Origin of the sequence: Lysinibacillus sp. 2017, assembly GCF_003073375.1 — a bacterium.
Lineage (GTDB): Bacteria > Bacillota > Bacilli > Bacillales_A > Planococcaceae > Solibacillus.
Map to the genome: position 1 here is coordinate 3,666,289 of NZ_CP029002.1, position 17,517 is coordinate 3,683,805.

Sequence of the window (17,517 nt, forward strand, 5' to 3'; positions counted from 1 at the left end):
GTTAACCCCTTCGAATGTTTGTTCCTATTATTGTACAGGAAACGACTAAAAACACATACTATTCCACCTAAAATTTCTTTTTACGCATGAAAAAACGAGGTAGGAAATGTCCCACCTCGCATATTTTTGATTAGTTTTGTAGTATCTTTTCTTCTGTACGAACGATGAACTCATCATTTACATAATCAAGGACTACTGTTCGTGATTTATCCAATGTGCCTTTTAATAGCTCTTCTGATAAACGATCTTCCACGTGCTTTTGCAGCGAACGACGTAATGGACGTGCTCCGTATTGTGGATCGTAGCCTTCATCCGCAATTTTTTCAAGGGCTGTATCTGTTAATTTCAGCTCAATATCTTGTTCTTTTAAGCGTTTTGTTAGAGAGCCCACCATCAATGAAACGATTTCCTTTAAGTGCTCTTTTTCTAATGAATGGAACACAATCATTTCATCGATACGGTTTAAGAACTCTGGACGGAATGCTTTTTTCAACTCTTCTAACATCGTACTCTTCATGTTCTTATTTTTTGAAGCTGCATCGCCTGCACCAAAACCAACATGCTTTTGGAATTTAAGTGCATCTGCACCAACATTTGATGTCATAATTACGACCGTATTACGGAAGTCGACAACGCGCCCTTTTGAATCTGTTAAACGCCCGTCTTCTAATACTTGTAAGAGAATATTGAACACATCTGGATGTGCTTTTTCAATTTCATCTAACAGAACCACTGAGTATGGTTTGCGACGAACTTTTTCTGTTAATTGACCACCATCATCAAAGCCTACATAGCCTGGAGGTGAACCTACTAAACGGGAAGTCGAATGTTTTTCCATGTACTCTGACATGTCAACGCGGATCATGGCTTCTTCATCGCCAAACATGACTTCTGCTAGCGCTCGAGCAAGCTCTGTTTTACCAACCCCTGTTGGACCAAGGAAAATAAATGAACCAATCGGACGTTTTGGATCTTTTAGTCCCGCACGCGCACGACGGATTGCACGAGAGATTGCTTCGACTGCTTCACCTTGACCAACAACACGTTTGTGTAATTCTGTTTCAAGTTGTAATAGTTTCGCTGACTCTTCTTGTGCAATTTTAGAAACAGGAATTCCCGTCCACATTGCGACAACTTGTGCGATGTCATCTACACATACTGTAGATTCTTCCTTTCCTTGCTTTTCTTTCCACTCTTTTTTCAGCTGTTCTAGCTCAGTTTTTAATTTTTGTTCTGAATCACGTAAGGCTGCTGCTTTTTCAAATTCCTGACTTGAAACCGCTGCATTCTTTTCAGATTTGATACCTTCTAATTTATCTTCTAACTCTTTTAAATTTGGTGGTACTGTGTAAGAACGTAAGCGTACTTTTGAGCCCGCCTCATCGATTAAATCAATCGCTTTATCTGGTAAGAAACGGTCTGAAATATAACGGTCTGATAATTTTGCTGCCGCTTCTACCGCTTCATCTGAAATTTTCACACGGTGATGTGCTTCATAACGGTCACGTAAGCCTTTAATAATTTGAATCGTCTCATCTACAGTTGGCTCATCTACTTGAATCGGTTGGAAACGACGCTCTAACGCGGCATCTTTTTCGATATATTTACGGTATTCATCTAAAGTTGTAGCACCGATACACTGTAATTCACCGCGTGCTAATGACGGTTTTAAAATATTCGATGCATCAATTGCACCCTCAGCTCCACCTGCACCAATTAATGTATGAAGTTCATCAATGAATAAAATAATATTCCCTGCTTGGCGAATTTCATCCATCACTTTTTTCAGGCGGTCTTCGAATTCACCTCGGTATTTTGTTCCAGCTACAACCGTACCCATATCAAGGGTCATAACGCGTTTATCACGTAGAGTTTCAGGTACTTCATTGTTAATGATTTGTTGGGCTAACCCTTCTGCAATTGCTGTTTTACCAACACCTGGCTCCCCGATCAATACAGGGTTATTTTTTGTACGACGTGATAATACTTCCACAACCCGTGTAATTTCTTTTGAACGACCGATTACAGGGTCTAATGAACCTTCACGGGCTACCGCTGTTAAATCACGTGCTAAGCTGTCTAGTGTTGGTGTATTTACCGTTTGATTCATTGAGGCCGTACTGTTTGGATTATTATCATTATTTCCTAATAATAGCAATACTTGTTGGCGTGCTTTATTAATGCTAACACCTGTATTCGCTAATACACGTGCTGCTACGCCTTCACCTTCACGAATTAACGCAAGTAGTATATGTTCTGTACCGACATAAGCATGCCCTAGTTTACGTGATTCATCTAATGAAAGTTCGATTACTTTTTTTGCTCGTGGTGTGTAATGAACAATTGGACCGACTTCTTCTGTCCCTTTACCAACAAGCTCTTCAATACCCGATTCAATCATTTGTGGGCTAATATTAATCGCTTCTAGTGCTTTAGCTGCGATTCCGCCGCCTTCACGAATTAAACCAAGTAAAATATGTTCTGTGCCAATTTCTTTATGCTTCAGGCGAATTGCCTCTTCTTGTGCGAGTTGTAACACCTTTTGTGCACGTTGAGTAAATCGATTAAACATCATTAGTAATCCTCTCCCTTATCCCCATTGTTTACCGTTTCATTGGATTCATTTAACTTATCTTGTAAAAGTTTTGCACGATACATATCGCGCTCTGCTGGTTGCAGTGTAGTACCAGCAAATTGCTGTATAAATCCAGGCTGCATGAGCAGCATACATTCATTGAGCTGATTTTGAGAAATCGGTTCTAGTAACTCTAAACTTACCCCAAGGCGTACATTGGATAAACAGCTTGCTGCTTCTTCACTTGATAAAATTTTTGCATATTTTAATGTTCCGAGTGATCGACTTAAGCGATCCTCTAAATTTGAAGGGGCTCGAGTAAGTAACTTTGTTCGAGCAAGCTGTTCTTTTTGAATAATTTGCTCTACAACATCACTCAGTTCCTGCAATATTTCAGGCTCTGATTTCCCTAAAGTGATTTGGTTAGAGATTTGGTAAACATTCCCTAAATTTTCACTTCCTTCCCCATATATACCCCGAACGACCATTCCTAATCGCGTCATCATTTGAATTAACGAATTCATTTGTTTCGTTAGGGTGAGGATTGGTAAATGGAGCATAACTGATGCACGTAAACCCGTACCAACATTTGTTGGGCAGCTTGTTAAATAACCATAGCGTTCTTGATAGGCATACTCGATTTGTTTGCTAATAAAGCGGTCCACTTTTCGAGCTTCCTCATACGCTCTTTGTAAGTTCATGCCATTTGTTAAATATTGAATTCGAATGTGATCTTCTTCATTTACTAATATGCTAACGGATTCATCTTCGGTTAAAAAAAATGACCCTATTTTTTTCCTGCTTGCTAAATTGGGACTAATTAAATGCTTTTCTACTAAAATTTGACGTTGCAAAAGTGGCATATCCTTTATTGGAAAATATGAAAAATAATATGGATTATCTTCTATCTGTAGAAGTGCATTCATCATTCTATTTTCAATACTATGCGCATCTTCTTCTGTAAAACTGATTGGGAAACGAACACCTGCAATATTTCGAGCAAGTCGAATGCGTGTGCTCATGACAATATCTGACCTGTCTTCGCTTTGCATCCAGCGCGGATTGGCATTCGTTAAAAAATGCTCGATGTTCATGCTTGTTCCCTCCCTGTTTGATGAATTTTATTTTCTAGCATACGTATTTCATCCCGGATTTTCGCTGCCTCTTCAAAATTTTCTACATGAATGGCTTCTTTTATTTGTTCTCGAAGCTTCGTTATTTTTTGTTCAACCTTTTCTTTTGATGGTGCTTCTTCAACAAATCCAACATGCTTTGTGCCTGCTTGAATTTTTTCAAGTAACGGTGGTAATTGTGTGCTAAATGTTTCGTAACAATGTTCGCAGCCAAATTTACCTTGCTTTAAAAAGTGACGGTACGTAAAGCCGCATGATGGGCAAGTTAAATTTTCACGTTCCGTATTAGCCGTTCTTTCTTTCTTCGTTGTCGAAGGGAAAAAGTTAAACCAGTTTGAAACGAACTGTTGAAGTGAAGCAGCCTCTTCACTTGTTTCAAATTGAAATGGATGAAATTGCTGTGCACATTCTTCGCAATAATGGCGTTCGAACTTTTGCCCATTTTGAACTTGTGTCACCGTAACATTCGCATGTCTTTGTTTACAATGTTCACAAATCATCTTTAGTACACCTCTACTTTTCAAAAGAAATGGTTTTTAACATTGCTTGCATAATACGTGCCCTAATTTGATCACGTAATGGTAAGGGGAGCTGTAGTGTTGCTCGGTCCATTGCTGCTTTCATAATTATTACTTCACGCTCAGTTAGTATATCTTCGTCTAAAAGGCGGAAAATAATTCGTTCTGCATTCATTTGCGCGATGGATTCTCCAACTTGTTTTTCCATCTCATCTAATAGATTTTTTTTCGAATGAATCGTTACGCGCAAAATTCGAATATAGCCACCACCGCCACGCTTACTTTCAACAAAATAACCATGCTCTGTCGTGAATCGTGTATTAATGACGTAATTGATTTGCGACGGGGCACATGAAAATTGCTTAGCGAGTTCATTACGCTTAATCTCAATAAGACCTTGACCATCTAATTCAATAACTTCTTTCAAATACCCTTCAATAATGTCAGATATATTACTCATGCTGTCTCTCACCTCACAAACAACTGACTTTGACTATCTTTGACTTAACTATACAATACATAAAAATTGAAATGCAAATCATAGCTCCTATTAACCTTTCCCCTAAAAAACGCCTAAAAATACCTTTTATCTAGTTTAATTTAGTAAAAAAAAAGCAGCAAAGCCTAATAAATAGACTTCACTGCTCCGTGCCACATTATACCCAACGTCCAACGATTGGGTAATTCCAATTTTGATCTGATAACGCTTTGACAATCCCGATAATTGGGGCAATCCAGAAGATTGCTAAGAATACTAATAAGAATGGTAATCCCACTAAAAGGAGCGATAAAATACCTGCAATCGCAATTAAAATACCAAATACAATTTGGAATAGCAACGCTTGAATCGACGTACGTTTTACCTCATCATCAGAACTTATTAAGAAAAATAGAATCGGCACTAAACAAGGGGCAAAAAATGCACTTGCATGAATAATCACTTTTGACCATTTAGATTCCATTAAAATCATCCTCACTTTATTTTCGTTAATTTATATACGTATACAGTTTATAAAAGATTCATTATTAAATTTAAAAATATATTTTGCACCAAATCGTTCGAAATGATGTCTTATTTTATGTGGACTTGCTTGAAAAACGTAAACTTTCTAATCCATAAAAAAATCCCGATTTTAGTAATCGAGATTTTTAAAACTATGTATGAATTTAGTAAGGTCCTCTATCATCAGGATTGTCTCCGCTTTGAGGGAATAAGAAGTAAGATAGAATTCCTGTTAAAACTGCCGCACCAATGACAATGAATAAACGATCACGATCAGGCACTTCTTGATAATTATTGGCAAGCATAATATAAGAAGCAATTCCTACCCCAAGTGCTAATGGTAATACAAATTTTAATCGACCTTTATGAAATTTCATTACACAACGTCCTTTACTAGAAAATAATCTATTTATCCTTATTTCTATGATACATCGCATAAAAACAAAATACAAATATCGTCATTTTTACAATTTTATATCGAAATAATACTGATTATTCAAACGAAAAATAGTACTATATCTATATGTGAAAAATTGATGAAACGAGGCAATGTAATGGGTACTTGGTTTTCTAAATCAACAAAATCAACAAATCAACCATTTTTAGATCCCACAGCGTATTCTAAAGATGTCTTCTTAGATATTTCAAATTATCCAGATCTTCATAAACAATTACAGCTTTTAAAATTAACAACTGAAGACTTAGCGATTATTAAACAACTTGAGCCTTACTCAGTTGAACTTATTCCGATTATGGTAGAGCAGTTTTATGGAGCCATCAGTTTAAGTACGGAGTTAGTTCAAATTATAAAAAGTACAACGCAAATTGAGCGATTAAAAATTACTTTATCTAAACATTTGGGAGACATTTTTAAATGCCATATTGATTCTGCGTATATTGAAGAACGAAAACATATTGCACACACACATGTGCGCATCGGTTTAAAATCAAAATGGTATCTTGCCTCATTCCAGTCGCTAATGACGACATTTATTGAGTTTATCGAAACGGTTGATATGCCAGCTCGAGATATGAGCCGCGCGATTAATGCGTTCTCAAAAATTATTAACTTTGAACAGCAGCTTGTTATCGAAGCTTATGAAAAAGAAGAAGAACGCATCCGTTTAGTGCATGAAACGGTTAAAATGAAATTAATTGACCGCATTCAAACTACCGCAAAAGAGCTAAATGGCATTAGCGATCAAACGAATGCATCCCTGCAAGAAATCGCTGGACAATCCGAAGAAATTGCGATTAATACAAAGCAAGGTTTACAATTAGTTGCAGAGACCGAAGAAAAATCATTGACTGGTACCACACATTTAGTCACCCAAACATCGTTAATGACGACGATTTCAGATCGTGTTGGTATATTGGAATCTTCGATGGATACACTAAGTCAATCTTCTAAAAAAATTGCAGAAATTGTAGGGCTTGTAACGGGTATTGCTGATCAAACAAACTTACTTGCCTTAAATGCATCGATTGAGGCAGCACGTGCAGGTGAACACGGTAAAGGCTTTGCCGTAGTGGCAGATGAGGTACGAAAACTCGCCGAGGAAACAAAAACAGCTGTACAAAATGTTTCGCACTTAATTAAAGAGACTGAACTGAATATTAGTCAAATGTCCGAATCTGTAGTAAGTGTGGATGAACAAGTAAAAATGAGCGTAGATACGCAAAAAAGCTTAGCCGATTCATTCATTTCTATTGCTGAAGCCGTTTCGGGGATTAAAACACAGTACGAAAATACAAATGAAGATATTCATACTATCTCGTCTGTAATTACGGCTTTAACCGATACAACAGGTCTCGTATCCACTTCTTCAGATTCATTGTTACGAATAGTTCATGAACTACATGATTAATCCTTTTTCAAACTATAAGAGGGCTGTCCTATTAGCGGACAGCCCTCTTATTATTCATCCTCTTCGATTTTTCGATAAGGCACGTTTTGCTTTACGATGTTCTTGACGAAGTGGGCCTGTTTCAAATAAATGGCGTTCAAAATCGGTCTCTGCCTCAATACTTGCTACTTCTCTTGGCTTTCCTTCATCGTCAATGGCAACCATCGTAACAAATGATTCCGTCGTTAACTTTTTGGTGCTGTTTTTAACATTGCGTGTGACCACTCGGACATATACTTCCATCGAAGTACGCCCAGTCCCTGTCACAACTGCTTCTAGCTCAATTATATCACCCGCATAAGCTGGAGATACAAAATCTACAGAATCAAATGAAGCCGTCACGACTTCTCCTTGAGAATGCTTCATCGCTGCAATCGCCGCAATTTCATCAATATATGCTAAAACTTTCCCACCAAAAATCGATTGGTGGTGGTTCGTATCTGGCGGTAATACTAATCGTGTTTGAATAGATCTCGAAAAACTCATTGGTAAGGTTTTTTGCATCCTTATTCCCCTTTCTAATCTACTTTTCATGTTACTATCTTGGACTATGATTCGCTAGTTTAAAAGTTTAACTTCATCGTAATAAGTTTTAAATCCGTCATTTCTTCAATCGCATATTTAATGCCTTCTTTTCCGTAGCCGCTCATTTTCACGCCACCATACGGCATATTATCTACACGGAATGTTGGAATATCATTAATAATAACGGCGCCTGCTTCAAGTAATTCTGCTGCTTTCATCGCATCTGTTAAAACATTCGTGTAAATTCCCGCATTTAATCCAAGCTGTGAATCGTTTACATAGCTAATCGCTTCGTCTAATGTGTCATAAGGTACAATCGAAACAATTGGTGCAAATGTTTCTTCGCAAACAATTTTCATATCAGGCTTTACATTTGTCATAACAGTTGGGGAACATGTGCGCTCTGTAAATTCAGCACCCGTTGCAACAACCGCACCTTCTTTTTTTGCTTCTTCAATCCACGCTTTGATACGCGTTACTTCACCAGGATTAATCATCGCACTGACATCGGTTTTTTCATCCATGGGATCACCTACAACTAAACGATTTGTTTCTTCTGTGAATCGTTTTATAAATGTATCATAAATCGATTGGTGGACATAAATGCGCTGAAGTGAGATACACACTTGTCCCGCAAAACCAAATGCACCTCCAACACAACGTTTCATAATTTTCTCAAGCGGTGTCGTTGGCTCTACAATAAGAGCTGCATTCGAACCAAGCTCTAACGTAATTTTGCGTAAGCCTACTTTTTCTTTCAATTTTAATCCGACAGCACCACTCCCTGTAAATGTTACTTTTTTCACGAGCGGATGTGTAACAAGCATGTCACTTAATTCACTACCGCTCCCTGTGACAATTTGAAGGGCGCCATCTGGTAAACCAGCTTCTTTAAAAATTTCAGCCATCACCAGTGAACTAAGTGGTGTTTGTGTTGCTGGTTTTAATACAACGGTATTCCCTACTGCAAATGCTGGCCCTAACTTGTGCGCGACTAAGTTGAATGGGAAGTTGAACGGTGTAATCGCTGAAACAACGCCTAACGGAATACGCTTCGTATACCCAATACGGTCACTAACACCAGGTGCAGCATCCATCGGAATCGTTTCTCCTGTTACTTGCTTCGCTGCCTCTGCGGCAAATTGATATGTTGCAATCGTACGATCAATTTCTCCTAATCCAGCCGAAAGAGGTTTTGCTGCTTCCAGAGCTAAAATTTCGGCAAGTTCCTGTTTACGATCACGCATAATTGCGACGACGTTATATAAAATTTCAGCACGTTCATATGCTGTTGTATTTTTAAATGTTTGAAATGCTTCATGTGCGCCTTCAATCGCACGTTCTACATCCGTCGTTGTTGCCTTTGCTACATTCGCAAGGATTTCTCCTGTATATGGTGATGTAAGTTCTGTACTTTCTTTTGTGCTTTCCCAACGACCATTAATCCATAATTGTGTTTCTTTCACTTTCATCACTCCTACCCAATTCATAAAATTGTTTAATTGAATTCCAATAAATGTTTCACGTGAAAATGGTATTTGAATAGAAACGCCCACTAAAAAAGAAAAAATCTATTCCTATTTAGTTGAATTGATGCGCTAAAGTTAATTTACCCATTTTCCCATGCTCTTAAAGTTATTATACGCCTAAATTTTTGCGATGAAAAAGAGCAACAAAAAAGCACGAAAAAGCCTAGCCCTTTTTCGTGCTCTAAATTTATAGGTGAAGCTGCTCAAGTTCCTCTTTTGTAAAGGCACGTGAACGGGATAAAAAGCGTTTCCCTTCCACACCCTCTAACGAAAACATCCCGCCACGACCATCGACAACATCAATAATAATTTGCGTATGTTTCCAATAATCGTATTGGTTTTTGTGCATATAAAATGGACTTCCACCAAGATTCCCAAGTAAGATATCCTGATTACCTACGATCAAATCCCCATCTGGGTAACACATCGGTGAGGAACCATCACAGCAACCACCAGACTGATGAAACATTAGTGGACCATGACGTGCCTTTAACTTCTCCATTAACTGTAGTGCTGCATCAGTTGCAACAACTCTTTCAACCAAGGCAAGCACCTCCTCTCTTAGAAGAAGCCTAAGCGGTTTTCGTCGTAGCTCACTAATAAGTTTTTCGTTTGTTGGTAATGATTCAACATCATTTTATGGTTTTCACGTCCGATACCACTCATTTTATAGCCACCGAACGCCGCATGTGCTGGGTAGGCATGATAGCAGTTTGTCCAAACACGCCCCGCTTCAATACCACGTCCGAAACGATACGCCGTATTCATATCGCGCGTCCAAACACCAGAACCTAAACCATATAATGTGTCATTGGCAATTTCTAGTGCTTCTTCTTTCGTTTTAAATGTTGTCACCGCTACAACTGGACCAAAAATTTCTTCTTGGAAAATGCGCATTTTATTATGTCCTTTAAATACAGTTGGCTTAATGTAGTAGCCCTCAGCATAATCACCACCAAGGTCATTTTCCTCGCCACCAATTAGACATTCAGCGCCTTCTTCTTTTCCGATTTGTAAGTAAGAGAGAATTTTTTCCATTTGTTCAGACGAGGCTTGCGCACCCATCATCGTATTTGGATCAAGCGGATTGCCAATTTGAATGGCTTCAACACGTTTTAATACGCGTTCCATAAATTCGTCGTAAATTGATTCTTGAATTAGCGCCCGAGATGGACAAGTACAAACTTCCCCTTGATTCAGTGCAAATAATACAAAACCTTCTACTGCTTTATCTAAAAATGCATCATCTGCATCCATAATATCTTCAAAGAAAATGTTCGGTGATTTTCCGCCTAGCTCTAACGTTACAGGAATTAAATTTTGTGATGCATATTGCATAATTAAGCGCCCTGTCGTTGTTTCCCCTGTAAAGGCAATTTTCCCAATACGTGGACTCGATGCTAACGGTTTTCCTGCTTCTAAGCCGAAGCCATTCACAATGTTTAATACACCTGGTGGTAATAAATCCTCCACTAGTTCAGCAAATACTAGAATCGATGCAGGTGTTTGCTCCGCTGGCTTTAATACAACACAGTTTCCTGCTGCAAGTGCTGGTGCAAGCTTCCAAACTGCCATTAGTAGCGGGAAGTTCCACGGAATAATTTGTCCAACAACACCAATTGGCTCATGGAAATGGTACGCTACTGTGTTGTCATCAATTTGGCTTAGTGCGCCTTCTTGTGCACGTAATACCCCTGCAAAATAGCGGAAATGATCAATTGCTAACGGTAAATCAGCGTTTAATGTTTCACGAACTGCCTTCCCGTTGTCCCATGTTTCTGCAACCGCTAACATTTCTAAGTTTTGTTCCATACGATCAGCGATTTTTAGTAAAATATTACTGCGCTCTGTTGCGGAAGTTTTCCCCCAAACATCCTTTACCGCATGTGCTGCGTCAAGCGCTAATTCAATATCCTCTTCAGTCGAACGTGCCACTTGTGTAAATACTTTCCCCGTTACAGGCGTTACATTGTCAAAATACTCTCCTTTTACAGGTGCTGTCCATTTGCCACCGATAAAATTGTCATAACGTTCCTTAAAGTTTACTACTGCACCCTCTGTGTTTGGATTTTGGTAAACTCCTATCGTTGAAATTGCTCCCGTCATTGAAATTGCTCCCCTTTGCATCAATATTTTGACCATACCTTTTTTATAAGGTCGTGACTGATTCAAGCTGAAAAATGTATCCTACTAAAAGGTATCCTCCCTTACTATATTGTCAGATAAATCTATTAATTACAATTTAAAACTTCATTTTTCTGAATTTTTATATTATTATATTTTACTATAATTAGTAAAACTTCTATGGTGATTTAAAAATGATGGAAAGCGAATTTATGCGTGAAATATTGTATACTGAAGATATTCTATTAGTAGGTGAGAAAATTATGCGTATAAATAAATTTTTAGCAGAAACAGGCATCGTCTCACGTCGCGGTGCAGATAAGTGGGTAGAGGAAGGCCGTATTACTATTAACGGTGTACTTGCTACAAATGGTAGTCAAGTGAAAGAAGGCGACGAGGTTTACGTTGATGGTAAACTCGTACAAAGAGAGCAACAACTCGTTTACATTGTACTAAACAAACCCGTTGGCATTACGAGTACAACCGAACAGCATATTCCAGGAAACGTTGTGGATTTCGTGAATCATCCATTACGTATTTTCCATATTGGACGTCTCGACAAAGACTCAGAAGGACTATTACTGTTAACGAATGACGGGGATATCGTTAACGAAATTTTACGTGCAGAAAATCATCATGAAAAGGAATACATCGTTCAAGTAGATGAACCGATTACTGAAGATTTCCTTCATGAAATGCGCTCAGGGGTAGAAATATTAGATACAAAAACATTGCCATGTCGCGTTGAAAAAATTTCTTCCCAAGTATTTAAAATTACTTTAGAACAAGGGCTAAATCGTCAAATTCGTCGTATGTGTGCTGCACTCGGTTATTCCGTCAAGCGACTACAACGCATTCGTATTATGAACATTCATATTGGTAATTTAAAGGTTGGACAATGGCGCGATTTAACAGAAAAAGAATTAAACGAACTCTTTAAACTTCTGAACTATACACCAAAGCAATAAGTACAGCTTAGCCTCTTAACAGCAGAGGGTGAGGAATATAAACGATGAAAACAACAACTGCTCGAAGTTGTGACTATTTCAAAGCAATTGCTTCATAAAATCCCACTAAAGTTTAAATATCCAAACGAAGAAGCCATTGTTTTGTAATGAAAAAAGGTGTCCTTGTAAACGAATTTACAAGGACACCTTTTTAAATTTGCTTGTACGCCATTTTTTTAATAATTTCTTCATGCTGTGGGTACTTTGTGAGTAACTCCTTTTGTGTAAACAATTCAAAGTCGACAAAGTCAAAGCCTGGTGCTACCATACAGCCAACTAATCCAAATGTATTTTCAATTTCAACAGAGGAACCAAAAATCGTATTTTTCTAGTGGTCGCTCACCACGCGCTAAAGTTAACGAATCCTCTGCTCGTAACGAAGAACGATAAAACCCGCCTTCTGGATGTGGTTGCAATTGCATTTGTTCAATTAATTTTTCAATCGATTGCATTAACGTCTCTCCCTTAAACTAAAAAGGAGATTCTCATAAGTTTTCACTTACAAGAAATCTCCTTTCTTTTATAGTCCGCCTAAATAAGCAGCCTTTACTTCATCACTTTCTTGCAGTTCTTTTGCTGAACCAGAAAGTACAATTTTCCCTGTTTCTAAAACGTAGGCGCGATGTGCAACCGAAAGCGCCATATTCGCATTTTGCTCGACCAGCAATACGGTTGTACCTTCTCCATTGACCATTTTGATAATATTGAAAATGTTTTTTACCATTAATGGGGCAAGACCCATCGATGGTTCATCCATTATAATCAATTTCGGCTTAGCCATCAATGCACGCCCCATTGCGAGCATTTGCTGTTCTCCGCCAGATAAAGTACCAGAAAGCTGTTTGCGGCGTTCAAAAAGACGTGGAAATAATTCATACACATGGTCCATATCTTTTTTTATGCCATCCCGGTCATTTCGTAAATAGGCACCTAATTCTAGGTTTTCTTCTACCGTCATATTGGCGAAAACACGACGCCCCTCAGGTACATGAGAAATTCCCGCTTTTACGATTGATTGCGCAGCTTTGCCATCAATTGCCGACCCTAAATATTCAATCGAACCACGCTTTGGTTTCAGTAACCCTGAGATTGTTTTTAATAATGTACTTTTCCCAGCACCATTTGCTCCGATTAACGTTACAATTTCACCTTCATTAACTTCTAAGGAGATTCCTTTTAATGCTTGGATATTGCCGTAGTATACATCGATGTCATTAACTATTAGCATATTATTCTGTAACCTCCTCACCAAGATATGCTTCAATTACTTTTGGATTCGAACGAATATCTTCTGGTGTCCCGTCCGCAATTAATTGCCCGTGATCCAGTACATAAATACGTTCACAAATTCCCATAACCAAACTCATATCATGTTCAATCAGTAAAATTGTTAAGTCGAACTCTTTACGAATAAACGCAATCAGTTCCATTAAATCCTTTGTTTCTTGCGGGTTCATCCCCGCTGCTGGTTCGTCTAAAAGAAGTAACTTTGGAGCCGCAGCTAGTGCGCGTGCGATTTCTAAGCGACGTTGCATCCCATAAGGTAAGTTTTTGGCAAGCTCATCACGATAGACATCTAATCCAAAAATTTTTAAAAATGCCAATGACTCCTCTTCCATTTTCGCTTCACCCACAAAGTGGCTAGGGAGTCGTAAAATACTTGAGAATAAACTATGCTTCGCTAATCCGTGGTTGGCTACTTTTACATTATCCAGTACCGAAAGTTCTTTAAATAAACGGATGTTTTGGAAAGTACGGCTAATCCCTTGTCGTGTTACTTTATATGGATCTAAACCACCAATTGACTTCCCGTCAAACTGAATCGTCCCTTCTGTTGGGGCATATACACCTGTTAACATATTAAATGTCGTTGTTTTCCCCGCACCATTAGGACCAATTAAGCCGATTAACTCGCCTTGGTTCATATAAAGTTCGACACTTTGAACAGCCTTTAATCCGCCGAATTGGATGCCTAAATTTTCTACTTTAAGAAGCGTACTCATACACGCGTACCTCCTTTTTTACCGAACTTGAAGAATTCTGTTATTTCTTTTGTTCCTAATAGCCCTGTTGGTCGATAAAGCATAATTAAAATTAAAATTAACGAGTAAATAATCATACGTGTTTCTGGGAATCCTTGTAAGTACGTCGATACAATCGTTAATAATACGGCTGCAATTACTGAACCTGAAAGACTTCCTAAACCGCCTAATACAACAAAGATTAAAATATCAAATGATTTTAAGAATCCAAAGCCTGTCGGTTGAATTAAGTAAATATTATGCGAATAAATGGCCCCTGCCACACCTGCAAAGAAAGAACCAATCGCAAATGCAAGTACTTTATAATAGGTTGTATTAATCCCCATCGAGTCCGCCGCAATTTCATCCTCTCGAATTGAAATACATGCGCGGCCATGACGCGAATTTGTAAAGTTAGAAATGACTAAGATCGTAATAAATACACCAAAGAAGGCGTAAGTCCATGTCGATTGTTGTGTTACTTGAAGTCCTGCTGCACCACCTGCGTAATCAATATTGACGAAAAGGATTCGAATGATTTCGGCAAAACCTAACGTCGCAATCGCTAAATAATCTCCTTTTAGCCTTAATGAAGGAATACCTACTAAAAGACCCGCAAGTGCGGCAACTACAGCACCGATTAAAATTGCTGTAATGAACGGCATTCCCAGTTTCATTGTACAAATTGCTGAAATATACGCACCAACAGCTAAAAATCCAGCATGCCCAATAGAGAATTGCCCCGTAATTCCGATAACAACATGTAAACTAACAGCTAGCATAATATTAATACACATCATAATTAACATGTTTTGATAGTAATATCCGATGACACCCGTATTAATAAAAAGTTGAATGGCAGCATAAATAACTAGTGCTAAGATGATATAACCCCAAAATACTTTAGATTTTTTCATGCTGTTCACCTACACTTTCTCGCGCGTATTTTTACCGAAAATACCCGCTGGACGTAATATTAGTATCAAAATTAAAATAATGAATGCCGCTGCATCGCGCCATAATGAATAACCTAGTGCCGATACAACTGTTTCTACAACACCTAGTAACAAACCGCCAACCATTGCACCTGGAATAATCCCAATCCCACCAAGAACGGCTGCGATAAATGCTTTGATCCCTGGCATAACGCCCATTAATGGGTCAATTCGCGTGTAATAAATACCGAAGATAACACCCGCTGCACCCGCTAATGCTGATCCAATAGCAAATGTTGCAGAAATTGTATTATCTACGTTAATGCCCATTAGGCGCGCTGCATCTGCATCATGCGAAACTGCACGCATTGCTTTACCGATTTTTGTTTTATGAACAATGAATTGTAATAACAGCATTAAGACAATAGAAATCGATAAAATTAAGATTGCTTGCATACTAATTTGTGCACCAAAAACTTCAAAGTTTTTCTTTGAAATAACTTCAGGATATACACTTGGTGAAGGTCCTCTGAAGAAAATTACCGTATATTCAATTAATAATGAAACCCCGATTGCTGTAATTAACGCCGCAATACGCGTCGCACTTCGTAAACGTTTATAAGCAACACGTTCTATAATCACACCGATTACTGCACAAAGAATCATCGCTAAAATAAGGGCTAAAAATACATTCATTTCCCAACGTGCAATTGCATAAAAGCCAATAAACGCACCGAGCATAAAGACATCACCATGTGCGAAGTTAATCAGCTTAATAATGCCGTAAACCATCGTATAGCCGAGTGCGATTAACGCATAAATACTACCAAGTGAAATACCATTAACCAGTTGCTGTATCCACTCCATCTCATTCACTCCTTCTTTCGTCTACTATCGTTTAATCCTTTTTCTTATCGACTAAAAAAAAGGAGGGCTAGTTCGCCCCCCTTACTCATAAAAAATTAAGGATTAACTTTAGAGTTGAACTGTTGTTTACCATCTACGAATTCTAAAACCGTAGCTGATTTTACTGGGTTGTGGTTTTCATCAACTGTGAATGTACCTGTAATTAGGCTTAAATCTTTTGTTGCAGCTAAAGCTTTTTGAATGGATTCACCGGTAATATCACCATCGACACGTTTGATTGCATCTACGATAAAGTAGATAGAATCATAACCTAAAGCGTGGAATGCATTTGGTGCTTCATTATATTCTGCCTTAAATGCTTCCACGAATTTTTGAATCGTTGCATCTGGATCTTCAGATGAATAGTGGTTCGTGATAAATGTGTTATTCAGTGCATCTGCCCCTGCTAGCTCAACTAAAGTTGGGGAATCCCAACCGTCCGCACCCATTAATGGTACATTAATACCTAAATCACGTGCTTGCTTAACAATTAGACCAACTTCTTCGTAGTAACCTGGAATGAAGATGAAGTCTGGATTTTTACCTTTAATATTTGTTAATGTTGATTTGAAGTCTACATCTTTTGCAACATACGCTTCTTCAATTACAACAGTCCCGCCGTTTGCTTCAATCGTTTCTTTAAATGATTTTGCTAACCCTTTTGCATAATCTGATGCGTTATCTGCATAAATGGCTACATTTTTCGCACCTAATTCATTTGATGCAAAGTTTGCAGCTACTGTCCCTTGGAATGGATCAATGAAGCATGTACGGAACGCATATTCATTGATTGAACCATCATCGTTTACTGTAACGTTTGGTGCTGTACCTGAACCTGTTACCATTGGTACTTTATGTTTGTTTGCAAGTTGAACAGTTGCAACCGAGTTACCTGAAGTTGCTGGCGCTAACATGGCTACTACTTTTTCTTGCTCTGCTAAACGAATCGCCGCAGAAGTTGCCTCTGCTGTTTCTGATTTATTATCTACTGGAATATACTTAATTTTTTTACCATCAACGCCACCCGCTGCATTAATCTCTTCAATTGCTAATTTCGCACCGTCATTAATAGAAGCCCCGTAAGTTGCAACAGCTCCTGATAACTCTAAGTTTGCACCGATTTTGATTTCATCACCCGATACTGAGTTTCCTGAACCTGAAGAACTAGAATCGTCATCTGAATTACACCCCGCTAAAGCACCTGTAAGTAGTGCCGTAGCCATAAATAAAGATCCATATTTTTTCATTTTGTTGTGCTTTTCCATAATTGCGTCCCCCTGCTAATTCGAAATGTTTGATATTTCTGATAATTATACTCAATTAATTCCCTTACC

General features: G+C 38.3%; 17 protein-coding genes and 1 pseudogene. 2 read left to right on the forward strand and 16 right to left on the reverse strand.

The window, feature by feature from the left end; genetic code table 11:
- Positions 1-130: 130 nt before the first annotated feature.
- The 6 genes from DCE79_RS18030 to DCE79_RS18055 all read right to left on the reverse strand — a co-directional run bounded on the left by DCE79_RS18030 (position 131) and on the right by DCE79_RS18055 (position 5,606).
- The gene (locus DCE79_RS18030; protein ID WP_108714320.1) at positions 131-2,575 is read right to left on the reverse strand and encodes an ATP-dependent Clp protease ATP-binding subunit; all 2,445 of its coding nucleotides are present in this window, start codon (positions 2,573-2,575) and stop codon (positions 131-133) included.
- Positions 2,575-3,669 (reverse strand): protein-arginine kinase McsB, encoded by a 1,095-nt coding sequence (locus DCE79_RS18035; RefSeq protein ID WP_108714321.1) that lies wholly within the window; start codon positions 3,667-3,669, stop codon positions 2,575-2,577. The genes DCE79_RS18030 and DCE79_RS18035 overlap by 1 nt, the downstream gene beginning before the upstream one ends.
- On the reverse strand, positions 3,666-4,208 hold the full coding sequence (locus tag DCE79_RS18040; protein WP_108714322.1) for a UvrB/UvrC motif-containing protein: 543 nt from the start codon (positions 4,206-4,208) through the stop codon (positions 3,666-3,668). The genes DCE79_RS18035 and DCE79_RS18040 overlap by 4 nt, the downstream gene beginning before the upstream one ends.
- A gap of 13 nt (positions 4,209-4,221) precedes the next feature.
- Positions 4,222-4,686 (reverse strand): CtsR family transcriptional regulator, encoded by a 465-nt coding sequence (locus DCE79_RS18045; RefSeq protein WP_108714323.1) that lies wholly within the window; start codon positions 4,684-4,686, stop codon positions 4,222-4,224.
- Between the two features lie 196 nt (positions 4,687-4,882).
- Positions 4,883-5,188 carry a magnetosome magnetite crystal formation protein family gene (locus DCE79_RS18050; protein ID WP_108714324.1) on the reverse strand — a complete coding sequence of 102 codons (306 nt, stop codon included), beginning with the start codon at positions 5,186-5,188 and terminating at the stop codon, positions 4,883-4,885.
- Positions 5,189-5,393: 205 nt separating this feature from the next.
- Positions 5,394-5,606 carry an acyltransferase gene (locus DCE79_RS18055; protein ID WP_108714325.1) on the reverse strand — a complete coding sequence of 71 codons (213 nt, stop codon included), beginning with the start codon at positions 5,604-5,606 and terminating at the stop codon, positions 5,394-5,396.
- A gap of 177 nt (positions 5,607-5,783) precedes the next feature.
- On the opposite strand from DCE79_RS18055, the gene DCE79_RS18060 reads away from it, so the two are divergent.
- The gene (locus tag DCE79_RS18060; protein WP_108714326.1) at positions 5,784-7,097 is read left to right on the forward strand and encodes a globin-coupled sensor protein; all 1,314 of its coding nucleotides are present in this window, start codon (positions 5,784-5,786) and stop codon (positions 7,095-7,097) included.
- Between the two features lie 54 nt (positions 7,098-7,151).
- Here the strand turns inward: DCE79_RS18060 and DCE79_RS18065 are convergent, their stop codons facing one another.
- From DCE79_RS18065 to adh, 4 genes are all read right to left on the reverse strand, one after another.
- On the reverse strand, positions 7,152-7,640 hold the full coding sequence (locus DCE79_RS18065; protein WP_108714327.1) for an acyl-CoA thioesterase: 489 nt from the start codon (positions 7,638-7,640) through the stop codon (positions 7,152-7,154).
- Positions 7,641-7,699: 59 nt separating this feature from the next.
- The gene (locus tag DCE79_RS18070) at positions 7,700-9,127 is read right to left on the reverse strand and encodes an aldehyde dehydrogenase family protein (RefSeq protein WP_108714533.1); all 1,428 of its coding nucleotides are present in this window, start codon (positions 9,125-9,127) and stop codon (positions 7,700-7,702) included.
- Positions 9,128-9,377: 250 nt separating this feature from the next.
- Positions 9,378-9,734, reverse strand: coding sequence for a DUF779 domain-containing protein (locus DCE79_RS18075; RefSeq protein ID WP_108714328.1), 357 nt, complete (start codon positions 9,732-9,734; stop codon positions 9,378-9,380).
- 17 nt (positions 9,735-9,751) lie between these two features.
- A complete protein-coding gene (gene adh, locus DCE79_RS18080) occupies positions 9,752-11,296 on the reverse strand; it encodes an aldehyde dehydrogenase (RefSeq protein WP_108714329.1) in 1,545 nt (514 codons plus the stop codon).
- Positions 11,297-11,577: 281 nt separating this feature from the next.
- On the opposite strand from adh, the gene rluF reads away from it, so the two are divergent.
- Complete coding sequence (rluF, locus tag DCE79_RS18085; RefSeq protein ID WP_108714534.1) at positions 11,578-12,282, forward strand: 23S rRNA pseudouridine(2604) synthase RluF; 705 nt, start codon at positions 11,578-11,580, stop codon at positions 12,280-12,282.
- 190 nt (positions 12,283-12,472) lie between these two features.
- Here the strand turns inward: rluF and DCE79_RS18090 are convergent.
- From DCE79_RS18090 to DCE79_RS18115, 6 genes and pseudogenes are all read right to left on the reverse strand, one after another.
- Positions 12,473-12,722, reverse strand: a pseudogene (locus DCE79_RS18090) (cupin domain-containing protein); the annotation flags it as partial.
- Between the two features lie 119 nt (positions 12,723-12,841).
- A complete protein-coding gene (locus DCE79_RS18095) occupies positions 12,842-13,549 on the reverse strand; it encodes an ABC transporter ATP-binding protein (RefSeq protein WP_108714330.1) in 708 nt (235 codons plus the stop codon).
- Position 13,550: 1 nt separating this feature from the next.
- Positions 13,551-14,324: an ABC transporter ATP-binding protein gene (locus tag DCE79_RS18100; RefSeq protein ID WP_108714331.1), complete on the reverse strand. Its 774-nt coding sequence runs from the start codon at positions 14,322-14,324 to the stop codon at positions 13,551-13,553.
- Positions 14,321-15,259 carry a branched-chain amino acid ABC transporter permease gene (locus tag DCE79_RS18105; protein WP_108714332.1) on the reverse strand — a complete coding sequence of 313 codons (939 nt, stop codon included), beginning with the start codon at positions 15,257-15,259 and terminating at the stop codon, positions 14,321-14,323. The genes DCE79_RS18100 and DCE79_RS18105 overlap by 4 nt, the downstream gene beginning before the upstream one ends.
- A gap of 9 nt (positions 15,260-15,268) precedes the next feature.
- Positions 15,269-16,144 (reverse strand): branched-chain amino acid ABC transporter permease, encoded by an 876-nt coding sequence (locus tag DCE79_RS18110; protein ID WP_108714333.1) that lies wholly within the window; start codon positions 16,142-16,144, stop codon positions 15,269-15,271.
- A gap of 95 nt (positions 16,145-16,239) precedes the next feature.
- Positions 16,240-17,448, reverse strand: coding sequence for an ABC transporter substrate-binding protein (locus DCE79_RS18115; RefSeq protein ID WP_108714334.1), 1,209 nt, complete (start codon positions 17,446-17,448; stop codon positions 16,240-16,242).
- Positions 17,449-17,517 lie beyond the last annotated feature (69 nt).

What these genes read in the sequence shown, in the direction of transcription:
- DCE79_RS18055 (WP_108714325.1), bottom strand. Translation starts at nt 5,606, where the DNA reads ATGAAATTTCATAAAGGTCGATTAAAATTTGTATTACCATTAGCACTT.
- DCE79_RS18050 (WP_108714324.1), bottom strand. Translation starts at nt 5,188, where the DNA reads ATGGAATCTAAATGGTCAAAAGTGATTATTCATGCAAGTGCATTTTTT.
- rluF (WP_108714534.1), top strand. Translation starts at nt 11,578, where the DNA reads ATGCGTATAAATAAATTTTTAGCAGAAACAGGCATCGTCTCACGTCGC.
- DCE79_RS18095 (WP_108714330.1), bottom strand. Translation starts at nt 13,549, where the DNA reads ATGCTAATAGTTAATGACATCGATGTATACTACGGCAATATCCAAGCA.
- DCE79_RS18115 (WP_108714334.1), bottom strand. Translation starts at nt 17,448, where the DNA reads ATGGAAAAGCACAACAAAATGAAAAAATATGGATCTTTATTTATGGCT.
- DCE79_RS18065 (WP_108714327.1), bottom strand. Translation starts at nt 7,640, where the DNA reads ATGCAAAAAACCTTACCAATGAGTTTTTCGAGATCTATTCAAACACGA.
- DCE79_RS18045 (WP_108714323.1), bottom strand. Translation starts at nt 4,686, where the DNA reads ATGAGTAATATATCTGACATTATTGAAGGGTATTTGAAAGAAGTTATT.
- DCE79_RS18040 (WP_108714322.1), bottom strand. Translation starts at nt 4,208, where the DNA reads ATGATTTGTGAACATTGTAAACAAAGACATGCGAATGTTACGGTGACA.
- DCE79_RS18030 (WP_108714320.1), bottom strand. Translation starts at nt 2,575, where the DNA reads ATGATGTTTAATCGATTTACTCAACGTGCACAAAAGGTGTTACAACTC.
- DCE79_RS18105 (WP_108714332.1), bottom strand. Translation starts at nt 15,259, where the DNA reads ATGAAAAAATCTAAAGTATTTTGGGGTTATATCATCTTAGCACTAGTT.
- adh (WP_108714329.1), bottom strand. Translation starts at nt 11,296, where the DNA reads ATGACGGGAGCAATTTCAACGATAGGAGTTTACCAAAATCCAAACACA.
- DCE79_RS18100 (WP_108714331.1), bottom strand. Translation starts at nt 14,324, where the DNA reads ATGAGTACGCTTCTTAAAGTAGAAAATTTAGGCATCCAATTCGGCGGA.
- DCE79_RS18035 (WP_108714321.1), bottom strand. Translation starts at nt 3,669, where the DNA reads ATGAACATCGAGCATTTTTTAACGAATGCCAATCCGCGCTGGATGCAA.
- DCE79_RS18060 (WP_108714326.1), top strand. Translation starts at nt 5,784, where the DNA reads ATGGGTACTTGGTTTTCTAAATCAACAAAATCAACAAATCAACCATTT.
- DCE79_RS18110 (WP_108714333.1), bottom strand. Translation starts at nt 16,144, where the DNA reads ATGGAGTGGATACAGCAACTGGTTAATGGTATTTCACTTGGTAGTATT.